The 15,774-nt window shown below is 65.2% G+C and carries 13 protein-coding genes; 5 read left to right on the plus strand and 8 right to left on the minus strand.

The genetic code is table 11. From position 1 onward, the window contains the following. Nucleotides 1–39: 39 nt before the first annotated feature. From KY501_RS44015 to KY501_RS54110, 3 genes are all read left to right on the plus strand, one after another. On the plus strand, nt 40–1,995 hold the full coding sequence (locus KY501_RS44015) for a serine/threonine protein kinase (protein ID WP_224370532.1): 1,956 nt from the start codon (nt 40–42) through the stop codon (nt 1,993–1,995). A gap of 39 nt (nt 1,996–2,034) precedes the next feature. After that, complete coding sequence (locus KY501_RS44020) at nt 2,035–2,952, plus strand: DUF2381 family protein (protein WP_224370464.1); 918 nt, start codon at nt 2,035–2,037, stop codon at nt 2,950–2,952. Nucleotides 2,953–3,137: 185 nt separating this feature from the next. After that, nucleotides 3,138–4,616, plus strand: a complete 1,479-nt coding sequence (locus tag KY501_RS54110; RefSeq protein ID WP_224370466.1) for an Ig-like domain-containing protein — start codon at nt 3,138–3,140, stop codon at nt 4,614–4,616. A 25-nt stretch (nt 4,617–4,641) separates the two neighbouring features. On the opposite strand, the gene KY501_RS44030 is transcribed toward KY501_RS54110, so the two are convergent. The 8 genes from KY501_RS44030 to KY501_RS44065 form a co-directional block, all read right to left on the minus strand. After that, a complete protein-coding gene (locus KY501_RS44030; RefSeq protein ID WP_224370468.1) occupies nt 4,642–5,910 on the minus strand; it encodes a 4-aminobutyrate--2-oxoglutarate transaminase in 1,269 nt (422 codons plus the stop codon). A gap of 39 nt (nt 5,911–5,949) precedes the next feature. Further along, on the minus strand, nt 5,950–7,374 hold the full coding sequence (locus KY501_RS44035; protein ID WP_224370469.1) for a gamma-aminobutyraldehyde dehydrogenase: 1,425 nt from the start codon (nt 7,372–7,374) through the stop codon (nt 5,950–5,952). A 51-nt stretch (nt 7,375–7,425) separates the two neighbouring features. Then, entirely contained in the window at nt 7,426–8,253 is an 828-nt protein-coding gene (locus KY501_RS44040) for an ABC transporter permease (protein ID WP_224370471.1), read from the minus strand. Beyond that, nucleotides 8,243–9,169, minus strand: a complete 927-nt coding sequence (locus KY501_RS44045) for an ABC transporter permease (RefSeq protein WP_224370534.1) — start codon at nt 9,167–9,169, stop codon at nt 8,243–8,245. Before KY501_RS44045 ends, KY501_RS44040 begins: the two co-directional genes overlap by 11 nt. Before the next feature lie 2 nt (nt 9,170–9,171). Beyond that, nucleotides 9,172–10,197 carry an ABC transporter ATP-binding protein gene (locus tag KY501_RS44050; RefSeq protein WP_224370473.1) on the minus strand — a complete coding sequence of 342 codons (1,026 nt, stop codon included), beginning with the start codon at nt 10,195–10,197 and terminating at the stop codon, nt 9,172–9,174. 5 nt (nt 10,198–10,202) lie between these two features. Beyond that, on the minus strand, nt 10,203–11,351 hold the full coding sequence (locus tag KY501_RS44055) for an ABC transporter substrate-binding protein (protein ID WP_224370475.1): 1,149 nt from the start codon (nt 11,349–11,351) through the stop codon (nt 10,203–10,205). Between the two features lie 143 nt (nt 11,352–11,494). Further along, the gene (locus tag KY501_RS44060) at nt 11,495–13,642 is read right to left on the minus strand and encodes a putative metal-binding motif-containing protein (protein ID WP_224370477.1); all 2,148 of its coding nucleotides are present in this window, start codon (nt 13,640–13,642) and stop codon (nt 11,495–11,497) included. A gap of 60 nt (nt 13,643–13,702) precedes the next feature. Continuing rightward, the gene (locus KY501_RS44065; RefSeq protein ID WP_224370478.1) at nt 13,703–14,167 is read right to left on the minus strand and encodes a MaoC family dehydratase; all 465 of its coding nucleotides are present in this window, start codon (nt 14,165–14,167) and stop codon (nt 13,703–13,705) included. Nucleotides 14,168–14,257: 90 nt separating this feature from the next. Between KY501_RS44065 and KY501_RS54460 the strand changes: the two genes are divergently transcribed. Beyond that, nucleotides 14,258–14,677 (plus strand): DUF932 domain-containing protein, encoded by a 420-nt coding sequence (locus tag KY501_RS54460; RefSeq protein WP_224370481.1) that lies wholly within the window; start codon nt 14,258–14,260, stop codon nt 14,675–14,677. Nucleotides 14,678–14,788: 111 nt separating this feature from the next. Then, a complete protein-coding gene (locus tag KY501_RS44075; RefSeq protein ID WP_224370482.1) occupies nt 14,789–15,772 on the plus strand; it encodes an AAA family ATPase in 984 nt (327 codons plus the stop codon). Nucleotides 15,773–15,774 lie beyond the last annotated feature (2 nt).

Genomic DNA, 15,774 nt, shown 5'->3' on the forward strand with positions numbered 1-15,774 from the left:
ATGGATCACCCGTCATTTCGACTCCCCTCCGTAGGGACCATGGTCGGTGACTACCGCATCGATGGGTTGCTCGGAGAGGGCGGGCACGGCCATGTCTACCGCGCCGAGGCGTCCGGACGAGCCTACGCAGTGAAGTTCCTGGACCCGGGACTCGATCGGTTTGGCGCGCGTGAGGTGCAGGTTCTCGTGACGCTCGCGCAGCTTCGGCTCCCAGGCGTGGTGCGCTTCATCGCGTGCGGCAGGTGGCCAGACCGGGAGCGCGGACTCTTCTACGTCGTCATGGAGTACGTGGAGGGGCTGACGCTCTACGACTACGTGATGCTCCACAACCCCTCCGCACGCAAGGTCGGCGAACTGGTGCTCTCCCTCGGGCGCACGCTGATTGCGGTGCAGGAGGCCGGCGTGCTCCACCGGGATCTGAAGCGGGAGAACATCATGGTCCGGCTCCCCAGCGAGGAACCGGTGGTGCTGGACTTCGGACTGGCGGCGATGACAGGGGCGAGGTCGAGCGAGGGGTTCGGACCGATCACCGGCACGCTGGAGTACGTCAGCCCAGAAGCCTGGAAGCATGCCAGGGATGAAGATAAGCGCTACAGGCCCACGGCCAAGGACGAGCAGTGGGCCTTGGGGGTGACGTTCTATTGGATGTTGACGGACCTGCTCCCCTTTGGCCTGCGCGAGGATCCCTTCATGACGCGGCGGGTGCTGCGGGAGGTCCCCAAGATGCCCCACGTGATCAACCCCCGTGTCCCGCCTGAGCTCGGGGCTATCTGCATGCGGCTGCTGGAGAAGAGCCCAGAGAACCGCTATCCGGACCTGCGAGTGATGTGCGGGGAGTTACGCCGAGTGATGGAGGCGTCCGCAGGGGCGGAGAACTGGGAGGTGCTCCTGGGTGACCCCCATGCGCCCGAGTGCCGGACGACCGAGATCGATGCGACGCGGCTCGCTCAGGACGGGATCGAGCTGGTCTTCTCGAAGATCAAGGTCCCCCGGAGAGGGCGAGTCATCAAGCTGCCCGAGTACATGGCGCCAGCGCCGCCCCCCGTGCCTCCACCGGAGCCCCAGCCACTTTCGAGGGCCGAGGACGCGGCACCGGCCCCAGAAGCCGCTGCGGTGGTCGTGGCTGTTCCAGTTCCGGTGCCAGTGGTTCCAGACGGGCCGAATGAATGGAGGCAGAGGGCTCCGACGGCCGGTCAGATGCCCGCACGTCGGGCTGGCTCCTGGGCGATGATGCTGGCGCTGGGGCTCGTCATGGTGCCCCTCCCGGTGGATGGCCCGTCGCACCCCAAGGTGTTGGCCTCCAACCACGCCGGCACGCCGGCACTTGGGCCCAACGGGTTCCAACCCAATGAGGAAGTCGTCCCCTTCGGGGCCTGGCAGGTAGGCACACCCATCCAAAAACTGGAGATTCCGTTGCAACCGCCTGAATCTGACGCCGACGCGATCTCGACCCGCGCGTCCGTCGTTGAGGCGACGCTTCCCAAGGACGAGCCAGACGTGAAGAACGCGCTGAAGAAGGTTAGGAAGTGTGTCGGGGTGTGCTGCATCGCGGGTGCCGCCGGGTGTGTGAGCAACACGACGGTCGTTCGTTCGGAGCCTCCCCCGCCTGAGCCATGCCCCGCCAGGACGATCGAGCAGATGGAAAAGATGGGCATCAGGCCTCGAGCCTATTTCCATACCAAATGGCCCGGATCTGGATGGGAAGCTGGAACGACAGTCACCGTCCGAGAGGGAGCGGTCAAGCTCAAAGGTGACAGAGAAGGTGTCAGTTACCAGTGGGCAGATGGGTTCGAATTCGAGTTTGAAGGCAGGATCTTCCTCGGCTCGGACAGGGTCTACGGCGTTTTTACAAAGGGCACGACGCCTGAAGGCAAGGAATTCCCCGTCTGCGCGGAGCTGGTTACCAACGGCGAACGCGGCCTACCCTGGGAGGCCCGTACTGCGGACGCTGCCGTGATACTCAGCTTTTTCACCATCCGTGCCAACGACTTCTAACTCCGTCTGGAGGCAGCCACGAAGCTTTGAGGCTACTCAATGTCCCTCCTTTCTTCAGCCAGGCTTATTCTCGCTCTTCATGCAAGCCCAGCTCAAGCAGACACGCCGAGCTATGTTGAATGCGAATCAGCTTCATCCAGGATTGACCTTCTGCCCAAGGCAACCGCGGCGCCCCCGAAGGCATGCATCAGTGCAGATATTGCGACGGCCTTCACCTTCAACGCGGATGTGAATCGCGGCTTGGTAGCGATCCAGGGGCGTGAACGGTTCGAAAGCTTCGTGGTTGCGGACCGCATGATTGTTCTCAGGCCCAAGAGTGACCTCACGCCAGGAGAACGGTTTCTGTTATCGGTTCCGTTCCTCGACGGCGCAGCCCCGGGGAGTGCGACATTTCTTCTGATCGCTCACCCGGCTCTGGCAACACGCCAAATCGACGTCTTTCGTCACGCGCGTACAGTGAAGGCATACCAGCAGGAGGTTCAGGAGGTCCGGGCGGAAAACGCACAGCTACGAAACCGTGTTGAGCAACTCGAAAGCCAAGTGCTCACGAGAGGCGGACTGGCTGATCTCCTCGCCAACAACTTCATTGACCCCGAGGGTCTCAAGACAGCACTCCTGAACAATCTGACAGGCATACGCGGTGACGCACTTTATGTCAGGAACTGTCTGAGCCTTTACGCTATTGCTGGTGCTCGAGCGGCGCTTAAACTCACCGTCGCGCAGTCGGGAGCCCAGGAGTGGAGCATCAAGGAAATCTTCCTGGCCGATGAGCACGGTGGCGTGTTCAAACCAATCACCTGGCTTGGGACGGGTCCGATTCCTCCAGGCAATGCCCCCTATCCGGTCATCCTGGAGTGGCAGCTCGACCGCAGCGAGATCAAACGCCCTTTCGCTCTCATCGTGGTCGGCAACGATGGACGGACCGTTCGGGTGAGCAAGGTCCTATTTCCACAGTAGCTGATGGGCCTTCTGTACCACCCCCTCCTCAATGGCTTGTCGCCAGCCTGGGGGAAACCCAAGGATCGCCAGCCTGGGGTTTGCCTCAGGCTACAAAACTCTGCCTCCCTTGTACTGTGTATGGACTCATCCCGGCACGCGCCGCAGCGCGGCATCGGGTGATTTCTCATTCATAGGAGACAGATGTGAATCGCTTCGGTCCGATGGGCAGGCTCAGCACGCTGATCAGCCTCATGCTCGCAGGCTGTGGAATGAGTCCCGAGCAGGCCCTCCCCCAAGACTCCGACGAAGCCTCTCCCGCTCTGGAGCAGAGCCATGCGTCACTCACCGGTGACAACATGGCTGCCTATGACGCGCATTTCAAGGCTCCCGCCTGTCTCTCCACAGGCAAGTCTTGCGACACGGGAACGCTGGTGAATGGCCGAGGCACTCGCGGGCCCGAGACGAACGCGCCCAACACCCTCTTCTCCTCCTGCCCCGACGGCAACTTGGGCACCTATCACTATGACGAGTCATTGGATCGGGTGCGAATCTACACTGAAGACGGGAGCGGCTTCGCTCCTGGCAAGACGGTCGTCGTCGAAGCCACCGTCTGGGCCTACCTCTCGGTAGACATGATCCATATCTTCTACGCCACCGATGCCGAGGCTCCGGTGTGGAACTGGGTCGGCTGGGTTCCTCTCCGCGAGCCGGGCGCGCAAGTCCAAAAGAGGACCTTCACGCTCTCCCCAGGCGCAAACCTGCAAGCCATCCGAGTCACGACGGAACCCTATAACTACGACTACCTGCCCTGCGCCTCCAACAACAGCTACAACGACCGGGATGATCTCGTGTTCCGCGTGGGAGACATGCCGCCCCAGGTCACCCTGAACCCGCCTGAACCGATGCTCAGCGGCACCGTGACTCTCTCGGCCAACGCGTCCGATGACATCCTGCTCTCCCAGGTCTTCTTCCGCTCCAACGGCGTCGACCTGGGTGCCGCTCTGGCTCCCCCCTACCAGCTCTTCTGGGACACCACACACTCCCCGGACGGCACCTACACTCTTACCGCCGTAGCCATTGACCACAAGGGCCAGCAGACGGTGTCCACTCCCTTCCCGGTCATCGTCGACAACACCGCTCCCTCGGTGGCTTTCACCGCGCCCGTCACGGGAGCCGTCCTGGCAGGCAATGCCACCCTCCTGGCCTCCGCTGAGGATATCGGGGGCGTCGAGCGCGTGGAGTTCTACAGCGACTCCACCCTGCTGGGCAGCGTGACCCAGCCGCCCTACCAACTCTCCTGGGACACCTCCACCACGGCCAACGGCTCCTACTCCCTCCAGGCCAAGGCCTACGACAAGCTGGGCCATGCCAGCACTTCGAGCGTGACTGTCACCATCCTGAATATCGCACTGCCGACGAGCACCATCACTTCCCCCGCACCGAATGCAGTGCTCAGTGGCACGGCAAACTTCTCGGTCGATGCTCAGGCCTCGCTCGGCGTTGCTCGGGTCACCTTCTATGTCGGCTCGACTTACGTCATCTACGACAACAAGGCCCCCTACAGCATCAACTTCAACACCCTCAACTTCGCCAACGGCGATTACGTGCTCACCGCTCGCGTCATCGACACCGCTGGCAACGTCACCATTACCAACGGGGTGCCCGTCCGCATCCAGAACTGACGGGCACCCATGCTTCAAACCGTTCCTACGCGGTGAGCGCCGACTCGAGGATGGTCAGCCCCTCGTTGAACACAGGCTCGGGGATGGTGAGCGGGAAGAGGAAGCGGATCACGTTGGCGTAGACTCCGCACGTCAACAGCACCAGCCCCTTCTCCAGCGCCCGAGCCTGCACCTGCCGGGTGAAGTCCGCATCCGGCGTGTGGCCTCCAGGCTGGCAGAACTCCACTGCCAGCATCGCTCCCAGGCCTCGCACCTCCGCCATCCGCGGAACCCGAGCCCGCAGTGCCTCCAGGCGGCCGCGCATCACCTCTCCGAGCTGGTTGGCCTTCCGCACCAACCCCTCCTCCTCAATCACGTCGAGCACCGCATGGGCCGCCGCGATGGCCATGGGGTTGCCCGCGTAGGTGCCTCCGAGCCCTCCTGGCGCCGGCGCGTCCATCACCTCCGCTCGGCCTGTCACCGCTGACAGCGGAAAGCCGCCCGCCAGGGACTTCGCTGTCGTCATCAGATCCGGCACCACGTCGTAATGCTCCATCGCGAACCACTTCCCCGTCCGCGCGAAGCCTGTCTGGATCTCGTCGGCGATCAGCAGAATGCCGTGCTCGTCACACAGCCGCCGTAGCGCCCGCATCAGCTCGGGAGGAGCCACGTAGAAGCCCCCCTCCCCCTGCACCGGCTCGAGGAGGATGGCGGCCACCCGCTTTGGATCGACATCCGCCTTGAAGAGCAGCTCCAGCGCCCGGAGCGAGTCGTCCACGCTCACCCCATGCAGCGCCGACGGGAAGGGCACGTGGTACACCTCGGGCGGGAAGGGCCCGAAGCCCGTCTTGTACGGCACCACCTTTCCCGTGAGCGCCATGCCCATCATCGTCCGCCCGTGAAAGGCGCCGCTGAAGGCGATGAGGCCGCTCCGGCCCGTGGCCACTCGCGCGATCTTCACCGCGTTCTCGATCGCCTCGGCCCCCGTGGAGAAGAACGTCGTCTTCTTTGGGAACGCTCCCGGCGTGAGCTTGTTGAGCCGCTCGGCCAGCGTCACGTAGGCCTCATAGGGCACCACCTGGTAGGCGCTGTGCGTGAAGGCATCCAACTGCGCCTTCACCGCCGCGATCACCTTCGGGTGCCGGTGCCCCGTGTTGAGCACCGCGATGCCTCCCGCGAAGTCGATGTAGCGGCGGCCCTCCACATCCCATAGCTCGCTGTTCTCCGCTCTCGACACGAAGAAAGGTGCCATCACCCCCACTCCGCGGGGGGTCGCGGCCTCTCGGCGACGCTTCAGGCTGGCGTTGTCCGTCATCTCTTGCTCCTTCGCAGGGGCCCAGGCCGGGCTTGATCGCTAGTACCTCACCATCACGTGGCGCACCGCCGTGTAGTCCTCGAGCGCGTACATGGACAGGTCCTTGCCGTAGCCCGAGCGCTTCACACCTCCGTGCGGCATCTCGCTCACCAGCATGAAGTGCGAGTTGATCCATGTGCACCCGTACTGGAGCTCGGCCGCGACCTTCATCGCCTTGCCGATGTCCTTCGTCCACACCGAGCTCGCCAGGCCGTAGTCCGAGTCATTCGCCCACGCGATCGCCAGCTCCGGATCCTCGAAGCGCGTCACCGACACCACAGGACCGAACACCTCGCGCCGGACGATCTCATCGTCCTGCTTCGCACCCGCCACCACCGTGGGCGTGAAGAAGAAGCCCTTGCCGCTCCCCTTCTTGCCACCCGCGGTGATCTCGATGTGCTTCTGTTGCGAAGCCCGCTCGACGAAGCCCGCAACCCGCTGGAGCTGCCTGTCCGAGATGAGCGGCCCCATCTCCACGCCCTCCTCCTGTTGCGTGCCCACCTTGATGGAGGACACCGCGCTGCTCAGGTCCGCCACCAACCGGTCGTACACCTTCGCGCCCGCGTAGATGCGACACGCCGCCGTGCAGTCCTGCCCCGCGTTGTAGAAGCCAAAGGTCCGGATGCCCGCCACCACGCTCTGGAGATCCGCGTCGTCAAAGACAATCACAGGCGCCTTGCCGCCCAACTCCAGGTGCGTCCGCTTCACGGTCTGCGCCGCCGTCTGGAGCACCTTCGAGCCCGTGCCCACATCTCCCGTGAGCGAGATCATCCGAACCTGCGGCTGGCTGATGAGCGGCGCGCCCACCGTCTCGCCCCGGCCCGTGACGATGTTGATGACACCCGCCGGGAAGATACCGGCGATGAGCTCGGCCAGCTTCAGCGTGGTGAGCGGCGTCTGCTCGGAAGGCTTGAGCACCACCGTGTTCCCCGCGGCCACTGCCGGGCCCAGCTTCCACGCCGCCATCATCAGCGGGTAGTTCCACGGCGCGATCGACGCCACGACGCCGAGCGGATCCCGGCGGATCATGCTCGTGTAGCCCGCGGCGTACTCGCCCGTGGCCATCCCCGTCATGCATCGCGCCGCGCCCGCGAAGAAGCGGAACACGTCCGCGATGGCGGGGATCTCATCCGCGAGTGCCAGCGCGTACGGTTTGCCCGTGTTGCGAGACTCCAGCCGGGCCAGTTCCGTGCCCTTGGCCTCGATGGCATCCGCCAGCTTGAGCAGCGCCGTGGCCCGGTCCTTCGGCGGCGTACGAGACCAGCCCGGGAACGCCTTCTCCGCCGCCTTCACCGCCGCCTGGATCTGCGCGGGCGAAGCCTCGGGAACCTTGGCCAGGACTTCGCCGGTGGCCGGATCGAGGACGTCCTCCACCGCGCCCTCGCCTGCCACGAACTGCCCGTCGATGAATTGCTTGCCATCCATGGGGGTCGTCTCCTTGTCCTGTGGAGGGGCCAGGCGGCCACCTCGGTTGCGTCACTTGCTACTGCCGGCCACCTGCTCGGTGCCTCGGGTGAGGCGCCAGGCCAGCAAGAGAGGAATTGCGGTGATGACCATCACCACCAATGCCACCACGTTCGTCACCGGCACGTCTCGCGGGCGCCCGAGCTGGTTCAGCATCCAGATGGGCAGCGTCCGCTCATGGCCCGCCGTGAAGGTCGTCACGATGATTTCATCGAAGCTCAATGCGAAGGCGAGGATGCCCCCCGCCAGCAGCGCCGTGGCCATCTGCGGCAACAGCACGTAGCGGAACGTCTGGAGCCCATCCGCTCCCAGGTCCATGGACGCCTCCACCAGCGAGTACGGCATGCGGCGCAGGCGGGCCACCACGTTGTTGTAGACGACGACCAGGCAGAACGTCCCGTGCCCGGCGGCGATAGTCCAGAAGCTCAGGGGAATATTGGCCAGCTTGAACGCGGACAGCAGCGAGATGCCGGTGATGATGCCCGGCAGCGCGATGGGCAGCGCGAACATCAGCGTCAGCGCTTCACGCCCCAGGAATTGACGCCGTGCGAGCACCAACGCCGCCAGCGTGCCCAGCACCAGCGCCAGCGCCGTGGCCGTCACCGCCACCTTCAGCGACAGGCCGATGGCCTCCAGCACATCCTCGCGCCCAGCCGCCACCTGGAACCAGCGCAGGGTGAAGCCCTTGAGCGGAAAGCTGAACGCGCTCTCCTCGGTGTTGAAGGCGTAGAGGCACACCACCACGATGGGGAAGTGCAGGAACACCAGCCCGCCCCACGCCAGCAGCCTCAGCAACAGGGGCGCGCGCGGCCCACTGGCTGTCGTCGACTCAGAGCGCATCGAAGGCCCCCAGTCTCCGGGAGATGGACAGGTACACGCCGACGATCACGATGGGCACCACCGTGAAGGCCGCTGCCATGGGCAGATTCCCGATGGAGCCCTGCTGCGTGTACACCATCGTCCCGATGAACAAGCCCGGCGGCCCCACCAACTGCGGGATGATGTAGTCGCCCAGCGTGAGCGAGAACGTGAAGATGGAGCCCGCCACCACGCCCGGGAACGACAGCGGGAGGATGACCGTGCGGAACGTCTGCGCCGGCCTCGCGCCCAGATCCGCCGAGGCCTGGATGAGCTGCGGTGGCACCCGCTCGATCGAGGCCTGGATGGGCAGGATCATGAACGGCAGCCACACGTAGGTGAACACCAGGAAGCGGCCCAGGTTCGACGTGGACAGCGAGGTACCTCCCACGTACGGCAGCTCCAGCATCCACTCCAGCGCGCCCGTCAGCCCCAACTTGCCGATCAGCCAGTAGACGATGCCGCCCTTGGTGAGGATCACCGTCCACGCGTACGCCTTGACGATGTAGCTGGCCCACATGGGCAGCATGATGGCGACGTAGAACAAGCCCTTGCGCAGCCCCTCCGTGTAGCGCGCCACGTAATAGGCAATGGGGAACGCCACCACCGCCGAGGCCACCGTCACCGAGGCCGACATCCCCACCGTGCGCAGGACGATGTCCGCGTTGGCATCCTCCAGGAGCGCCTTGTAGTTCGCCCAGGTGAAGTCCCGGGTGACCTCCATGGTGAAGTCATCGAACGTGTAGAAGCTCTGCGCCAGCAGCGCCAGCAGCGAGCCCAGGTACACCACGCCGAACCACAGCAGCGGCGGCGTGAACAGCAGCAACACCCGCAGCGTGCTCCGGCGATAGAGCAGATTGGAGATCGCTCGCCCGACTCCCACGCTCGCGGCCGCCATGCTCACGCCCCCGGCTCCAGTTCGACCATCGCCTGACGCGACCACGCCAGCCGCACTGCCTCGCCGGGCGCGGGCCGTACCACCTCGTCCTCACCATTGGGCAGGCTCACGCTCAGCAGCGGACCGCCGGGCACCTCCACCGCGTAGCGGCTCGTGGCCCCGTGGTACTGCACGTCCACCAGCCGCCCCTCCACGCCCAGGCGCTCGGCCTCCGGGGCACTCGACGCAGCGATGAAGCGGATGTGCTCCGGCCGCACGGAGAACGGGCGTTCCGAGCCGGTGAGCCGTCGCGCCAATTCGCCCTCCACCACGTTCGAGGTGCCCACGAACCGGGCGACGAACACCGTGCGAGGCCGCGTGTACAGCCCCTTCGGCGTGTCCACCTGCTCGATCTTCCCCTGGCTGAAGACGGCCACCCGGTCCGACATGGAGAGCGCCTCTCCCTGATCGTGGGTGACGTAGATGAAGGTGATGCCCAGCCGGCGCTGGAGGGACTTCAGCTCCGTCTGCATCTGCTCGCGAAGCCGCAGATCCAGCGCGCCCAGCGGTTCGTCCAGCAACAGCACCCGAGGCTTGTTGATGATCGCCCGAGCCAGGGCCACGCGCTGGCGCTGGCCTCCGGACAGCTCGCCGGGGCGGCGATGCCCGAAGCCCTTGAGCGCCACCATGTCCAGCGCGGCCTCGGCCTCCTCATGGCGCTTCTTCTTGTCCACCCCCTTCACCATCAGCCCATAGGCCACGTTGTCCCGCACGCTCATGTGCGGGAACAGCGCGTAGTCCTGGAACACGGTGTTCACGTCCCGCTCGTAGGGCGGGACACCCGCGGCCTCCTTGCCATGAAGCAGGAGGCTGCCGGAGGTGGGCTGCTCGAAGCCGGCGATGAGGCGCAGGCACGTCGTCTTGCCCGAGCCCGAAGGGCCCAGCAGCGAGAAGAACTCCCCGTCCTGGATGGACAGGGAGACCTCCGCCACGGCTCGGACGGTGCCGTAGTGCCGGCTGATCTGCTTGAGTTCGACGGCGGTCGTCACGTCGCTCAGCGCCCGCCCATGATGGCGATGTAGTCCTGCGTCCATTTGCTGTAAGGCACGCATGTCCCCTGGCTAGCGCATTTGGCGATCGGCGTCTTCCAGAAGCGGACCTGCTCGAAGCGGTCGAAGCCGTTTGTCTTGCACACGTCGGTTCCCCCCGGGGCCGGAGTCTTACAGGCGTCAGGCACCACGGGGTTGGAGCCAAACCACTCGGCCAGCGCCGACTGGAGATTCTTGTTCAGCGACCACTCGATCCACTTGTACGCGCACACCGGGTTCTGCGCCTCCGTGTGCAGCATCGTGGTGTCCGCCCACCCCGTGGAGCCCTCCGAGGGGATCGTCGAGGCGATGGGCTGCTTCTCGCCCTTCAGCGCGTTCACCTGATAGGGCCAGGCGCTGGACACGGCGATGCCCTCGTTCTTGAAGTCGTTCATCTGCACGGTGACGTCGTGCCAGTAGCGGTGGGTGAGCGGCTTCTGCTGACGCAGCAGCTTGAGCGCCTCCGCGTACTGCTTCTCGTTGAGCTCGTACGGATCCTTGATGCCCAGGTCCGGCTGCTTCTTCATCAGGTAGAGCGCCGCGTCGGCGATGTAGATGGGGCCGTCATAGGCCTGCACGCGGCCCTTGTTGGGCTTGCCATCCGGCAGGTTCTGCGGCTCGAAGACGACGGACCACGAGGTGGGCGGCGTCTTGAAGATGTTGGTGTTGTACATGAGCACGTTGGGGCCCCACTGGTAGGGCACGCCGTAGTGCTTGCCCTCCACGGTGTGCCAGGGCGCGTTCTTCAGGCGATCGTCCACCGTCTTCCACGAGGGGATGAGCTCCAGGTTCAGCTCCTGCACCTTCTTGCCGTACACCAGGCGCAGGCTGGCGTCGCCAGAGGCGGTGACGAGATCGTACCCGCCCTGGTTCATCAGGCTCACCATCTCGTCCGAGGTGGCGGCCGTCTTCACGTTGACCTTGCAGCCGGAGTCCTTCTCGAACTGGGAGACCCAGTCGTACTTCTTGTCCGTCTCGCCGCGCTCGACGTAGCCCGGCCAGGCGATGATGTTGAGCTTGCCCTCGGGCTTGCCGAGCTGCTTGGGAGGGGCGGCCAGGGCATGGCCCGCAGCAGCAATCACCACACCTACGGCCAACGGCTTGAGGTTCCGCATCCGCGTCGCTCCTTGGTTGAAGGCGAGTCCACGCGGGTAGGACGAACCTGGAGCGGGCCGCTCCCCCGTGGAGCCCGGAGCGACTCTAGAGGAAGGGCGCCGCCCGGCTCAACGGAATGCGCGGCGTGGGGGGATTTCCCCTGTCACTCCGCGAAGTGCAGCACAATGGAGTTGCCCACGGCCCAGATGTTCTGGCGTGAACTGGCCGCGATGTCCCGGAGGGCAGTGCCTCCCGAGTAGTAGTGCTCCACCCAACCCGTCGGCGTCGGCCGGCGGATCCTGCCGTCCTGGCTGGCGATGTACGCCGAGGACCGGTCGAGCGCGGACACGGCGTTGAGATCCACCTGCATGGCGGGGTCGGGGCTCAGGAACTTCCAGGCGGTGGCCCCATTCCACCAGACGATGTTCCCCTTCCTCCCTACTGCGACGGCGTGAGTGCTGTCCCAGGCCCAGATGCCATGCAGCCCGTACTTGTTTGCGGCGGGAACGTCATCCATCGCGTGGACAGTCCGCGCGCTCTCGACCAAATCGAAGCTGTCGACCTGAGGGGTGTCGGCCAAGGCCTCCGCCGCGATCAAGAGCGTGGAGGGATTCGCCGTGTGGATGTCCCAGTAGGGCAGAGGCACGGAGCGATAGCTCCTGAAGACCGGCAAGTTGCCGGGTGTCCAGGAGTAGAGAGACCCCTGGCCATTCACGGCATAGACGGTGGTCCCAGTACCGGACTCGATGCCCACGATTCCCCGGAGGGGGCTGCTCGACGGCCCACCCATCGCGCTCCCGGTGTTCGTCGTGGCGCAGTCGGCTGCGTTCGCGGTGTACGTGGCCATGTAGCCTCCGTCTCCCGCCAGGAACACGGCCCCGTCGCTCGGCCGCACCCAGGCGGCGAACCACGTGATGTTGCCGCACTTCTGATGGAACTCCGTGAAGCTCCCTGTCGCGGAATTGGCTCGCCAGGCAAGCGCCCCAGATGCACCCGCAACCCACACGGGCGAGCCTCCCGTCCCCAACGCCACGGTGTACCAGTCCCGGCCGTTTGGCATGGTGACCGCCTTCCAGCCCTTGCCGTTGCAGACAGCCGCCTCGTCCGTCTTCCCGTTGACGCAGTTGTTGTCCCGGTCATCGCAGATCTCCTGCGCGCCTACCTGGGTGAGGGGATCCGTGTCATCACAATCCGTGTTGTTGGTGACCTTGCCGGACGGCACCGTCGGAGGACAGGCGTTCTCCACGGGACTCAGGCTGGTGCCCTGTCCATCCCCGTCGGAATCCACATAGTAGGAGACAGGCTGCGGCGCGTTGCACACGACAGGCTTCTTGGGGTCGGTATCGCAGATGTATGTGCCCGAGCAACCGCTGTTGGTGCAGGCCTGCCCCTTCTGGGTGAAGGTCTCGTCGGCCCCTCCTGCACAGTTCTCGTCCTCGCCGTTGCACAGCTCGGTAGCTCCGGGGTGCACGTCGGCGTTGCCGTCATTGCAGTCGAAGGAGGTGTTCGACACGTACCCCGTGGGCTTGTTGCAGCTCTCCCTCTTGTCCGCCTCCACGCCGTAACCGTCTCCATCCGCGTCCCGGTAGTAGGAAACCGTCGACAGTCCGTCATCGACCTTGTCGTTACAATCGTTGTCCACGTCGTCGCAGGACTCCGTCTTTCCAGGAGCCCGCGAGGCGTTGTGATCATCGCAGTCCCCGGAGAGTGCGACATGGTGGAGAGGAGCCATGCACGCCTTCACCGCCGGCCCAGCCCCCACGCCGTCGTCATCCTCGTCCAGGAAAAAGTCCACCACGGGGTGCCCATCGTCCACGCCGTTGCGGCAGTCGTTGTCGTGGCCGTCGCACTCGTCCGTCGTGAATCCAGGGTTGGAGTTCGCGTCCTGGTCGTCGCAGTCCGTGCCGCCATGCGAGGTCGACACGTAGGTGTCACCGTCCTCGTCCGGAGCGGACAGCAGGAGCGAGACCTCCTCGATTCCAGCCTTCTTCAGGGAGGACTCACGAGTCTCCCGGGCCACCTCGGCCCCATCGCACGTGCGCTCATGCGCGGTGACGGTGATGGCGACCGTGCTCCCCCAGTCCGCGGCTCGGAACACGGCGACGTCGACCTTCGCGGGAGGACTCCGGTCGAGCACCGGGATCTGCTTCGTCTGCGACTTCTCCGGCGCATCCTTGTCGTGCGCTTCCACGACGATGCAGCCCGCCTTGAAGTCGTAGGAGGCCACGACGTGGATGGCGGCCTCATCAGGCCCCACGCTCTTGCAGCCGACAAACCCCAGCACCAGGAAGGAAAGGAAGATGCCTCGCATATGCGCGCGGCAGTCTACCTTCCCTTCAGCCGCTGCGTGAGGAACGGATGCCCCACCCCCCTACCCCTTGGGAGGACTGTCTCCTGCTGGGCGTCGCGCGAACAAGGCTGTGGCCAGCTCGGTCATGACGACCTCGTCCTTCTGGTTGCGGACCTCGAACCGGAACTTGATCGCCCCTCGATCCGGCTTGCTGCGCGAGGGCGTGGTGGAGAGCACCTCGACCCGAACCGTGAGCGAATCCCCGGGCCGGACCGGCAGCAGCCAGCGCAGCTCGTCCAACCCCGGTGAGCCCATGCTGGAGGAGGTCCTCAGCAGCCCCTCCACGAAGAGCCGGTGCGAGATGGAGGCGGTGTGCCAGCCGCTCGCGATGATCCCTCCGAAGATGGAGCGGCGGGCGGCCTCCTCATCGATGTGGAAGGGCTGGGGATCGAACTGCTGGGCGAAGGCGATGATCTCCTCGCCAGGCACCGTGTACGTGCCGGTCTGGATGATCTCGCCCGGTTGGAAGTCGTCGAAGTAGCGCATGCGGCGCGCAGTATGCCCCAAGCCATCGGAAGAAAGTTCGTGCAGGGGATATACCCCTAACGCCGAAGTGGCGTTGGAAGAGAACGATCTGTGGAGGCAGAAACGCGTCGCATCCAGTTGACGCCCCACCAGCGACACGCGCTGCAACGAGCGGCGAAACGTGCTGCTGCCTCCACAGGACGACTGGAGCACCCGCGGCTGCTCGAGCCGCCCAGCAACGTGATCGACCTGTTCCACGCTGACACCGGCATCGAAGGCCTCATCCGCGGGACTGTGTGGGGAGCACTCCAGGTGTTCAGCGAGTTCGCCGATCACCACTGGAGCACCCGCGCCACCAAGGGCAAGAGCGCTGAGTCGGCTAGACTGGAGTCGATTTGGAGGGGCTTGCACGCGAGCATGCATCCGGCCGTGCAACTGAACACCCGGGTAGACAGGAGCTTGTCCCCACGAGCAAGCTTGTCTAAGCTTCGTCAGTGGACGCAACCGAGAGCGGCGACGACGAGGTCCTGACCTTCAAGGCGGCCGCCGAGGTTCTCCGCCGATGAACGCCTACCGGCTGTACCCCCGCCGCCAAGCTGTGGAACTACGGAGGCAGATCCTCTCGGGATCCGAATCAGCGCCATGAAGGCCGACATCCTCAAGCTGCTGCTGCAGTCTCATGCCGAGGGCGACGAGTCGGCGTTCCGCAAGGCGGCACTGCAGCTTGCGGCGGCCGAGAGCAGCGCAGGCCACGTGCGCGTCGCCGAGGAGATCCGGTCAATCATCGCGAAGATGCCGGCGACGAGCATTCGCAAGCAGGGGCCCGTCGTCGACATCGCTACGCCACGAGGCGAACTCGCGGACATGCTCGAGGGTGGTCACCGCGACGAGCGCCTCCGCGACATCGTCTTGCGCCCCGAGTCTCACGAGACGCTCCTGAGGGTGATCTCCGAGAACCGGTCGCGTGCTCGACTTGAGCGGTTCGGGGTTTCGCCGCGCCGGCGCTTGCTCTTCCACGGGCCGCCAGGGTGCGGAAAAACCCTCGCTGCTGCTGTGCTCGCGGGTGAGATGGGGCTTCCGCTGATGACTGTGCGCTTCGACGCGCTCTTCTCGCGATTCCTTGGCGCGACGGCAGTGCAACTCCGAGCGATCTTCTCGGAGATGCCTCGCCGGCCGGGCGTGTACTTGTTCGACGAGTTCGACTCGGTGGCGAAGGCGCGTGGCGACTCGCAGGACGTTGGCGAGATGAACCGTGTCGTCACTGCGTTCCTTCAGCTCGTCGACGCCGACATGAGCGGCAGCATCCTCGTCGCCGCGACGAACCACGTCGAGCTCCTGGACCGCGCCGTGTTCCGGCGCTTCGACGTGATCGTGCCGTTCGACAAACCCTCGCGTGAGCAGATCTCCGACCTGCTGAAGCTCCGGCTCTCGACCCTGGGGCTCAGCGCGGAGGCTGCCGAGCGGCTCGCCGGGAATGCCGAGGGCTGGAGCTTTGCGGACGTGGCTCGCGCTTGTGATGATGCGGTGCGTACGATGGCGCTCGATGATCGCGAAGAGATCTCCGAGCGTGATGTCGTCCTGGCGCTGGAGGAGTTGAAGCGACGCAACGTACCGGTCAGGAGCTGATC

Source organism: Hyalangium versicolor (assembly GCF_020103695.1).
In the GTDB taxonomy this organism is placed as follows: domain Bacteria; phylum Myxococcota; class Myxococcia; order Myxococcales; family Myxococcaceae; genus Hyalangium; species Hyalangium versicolor.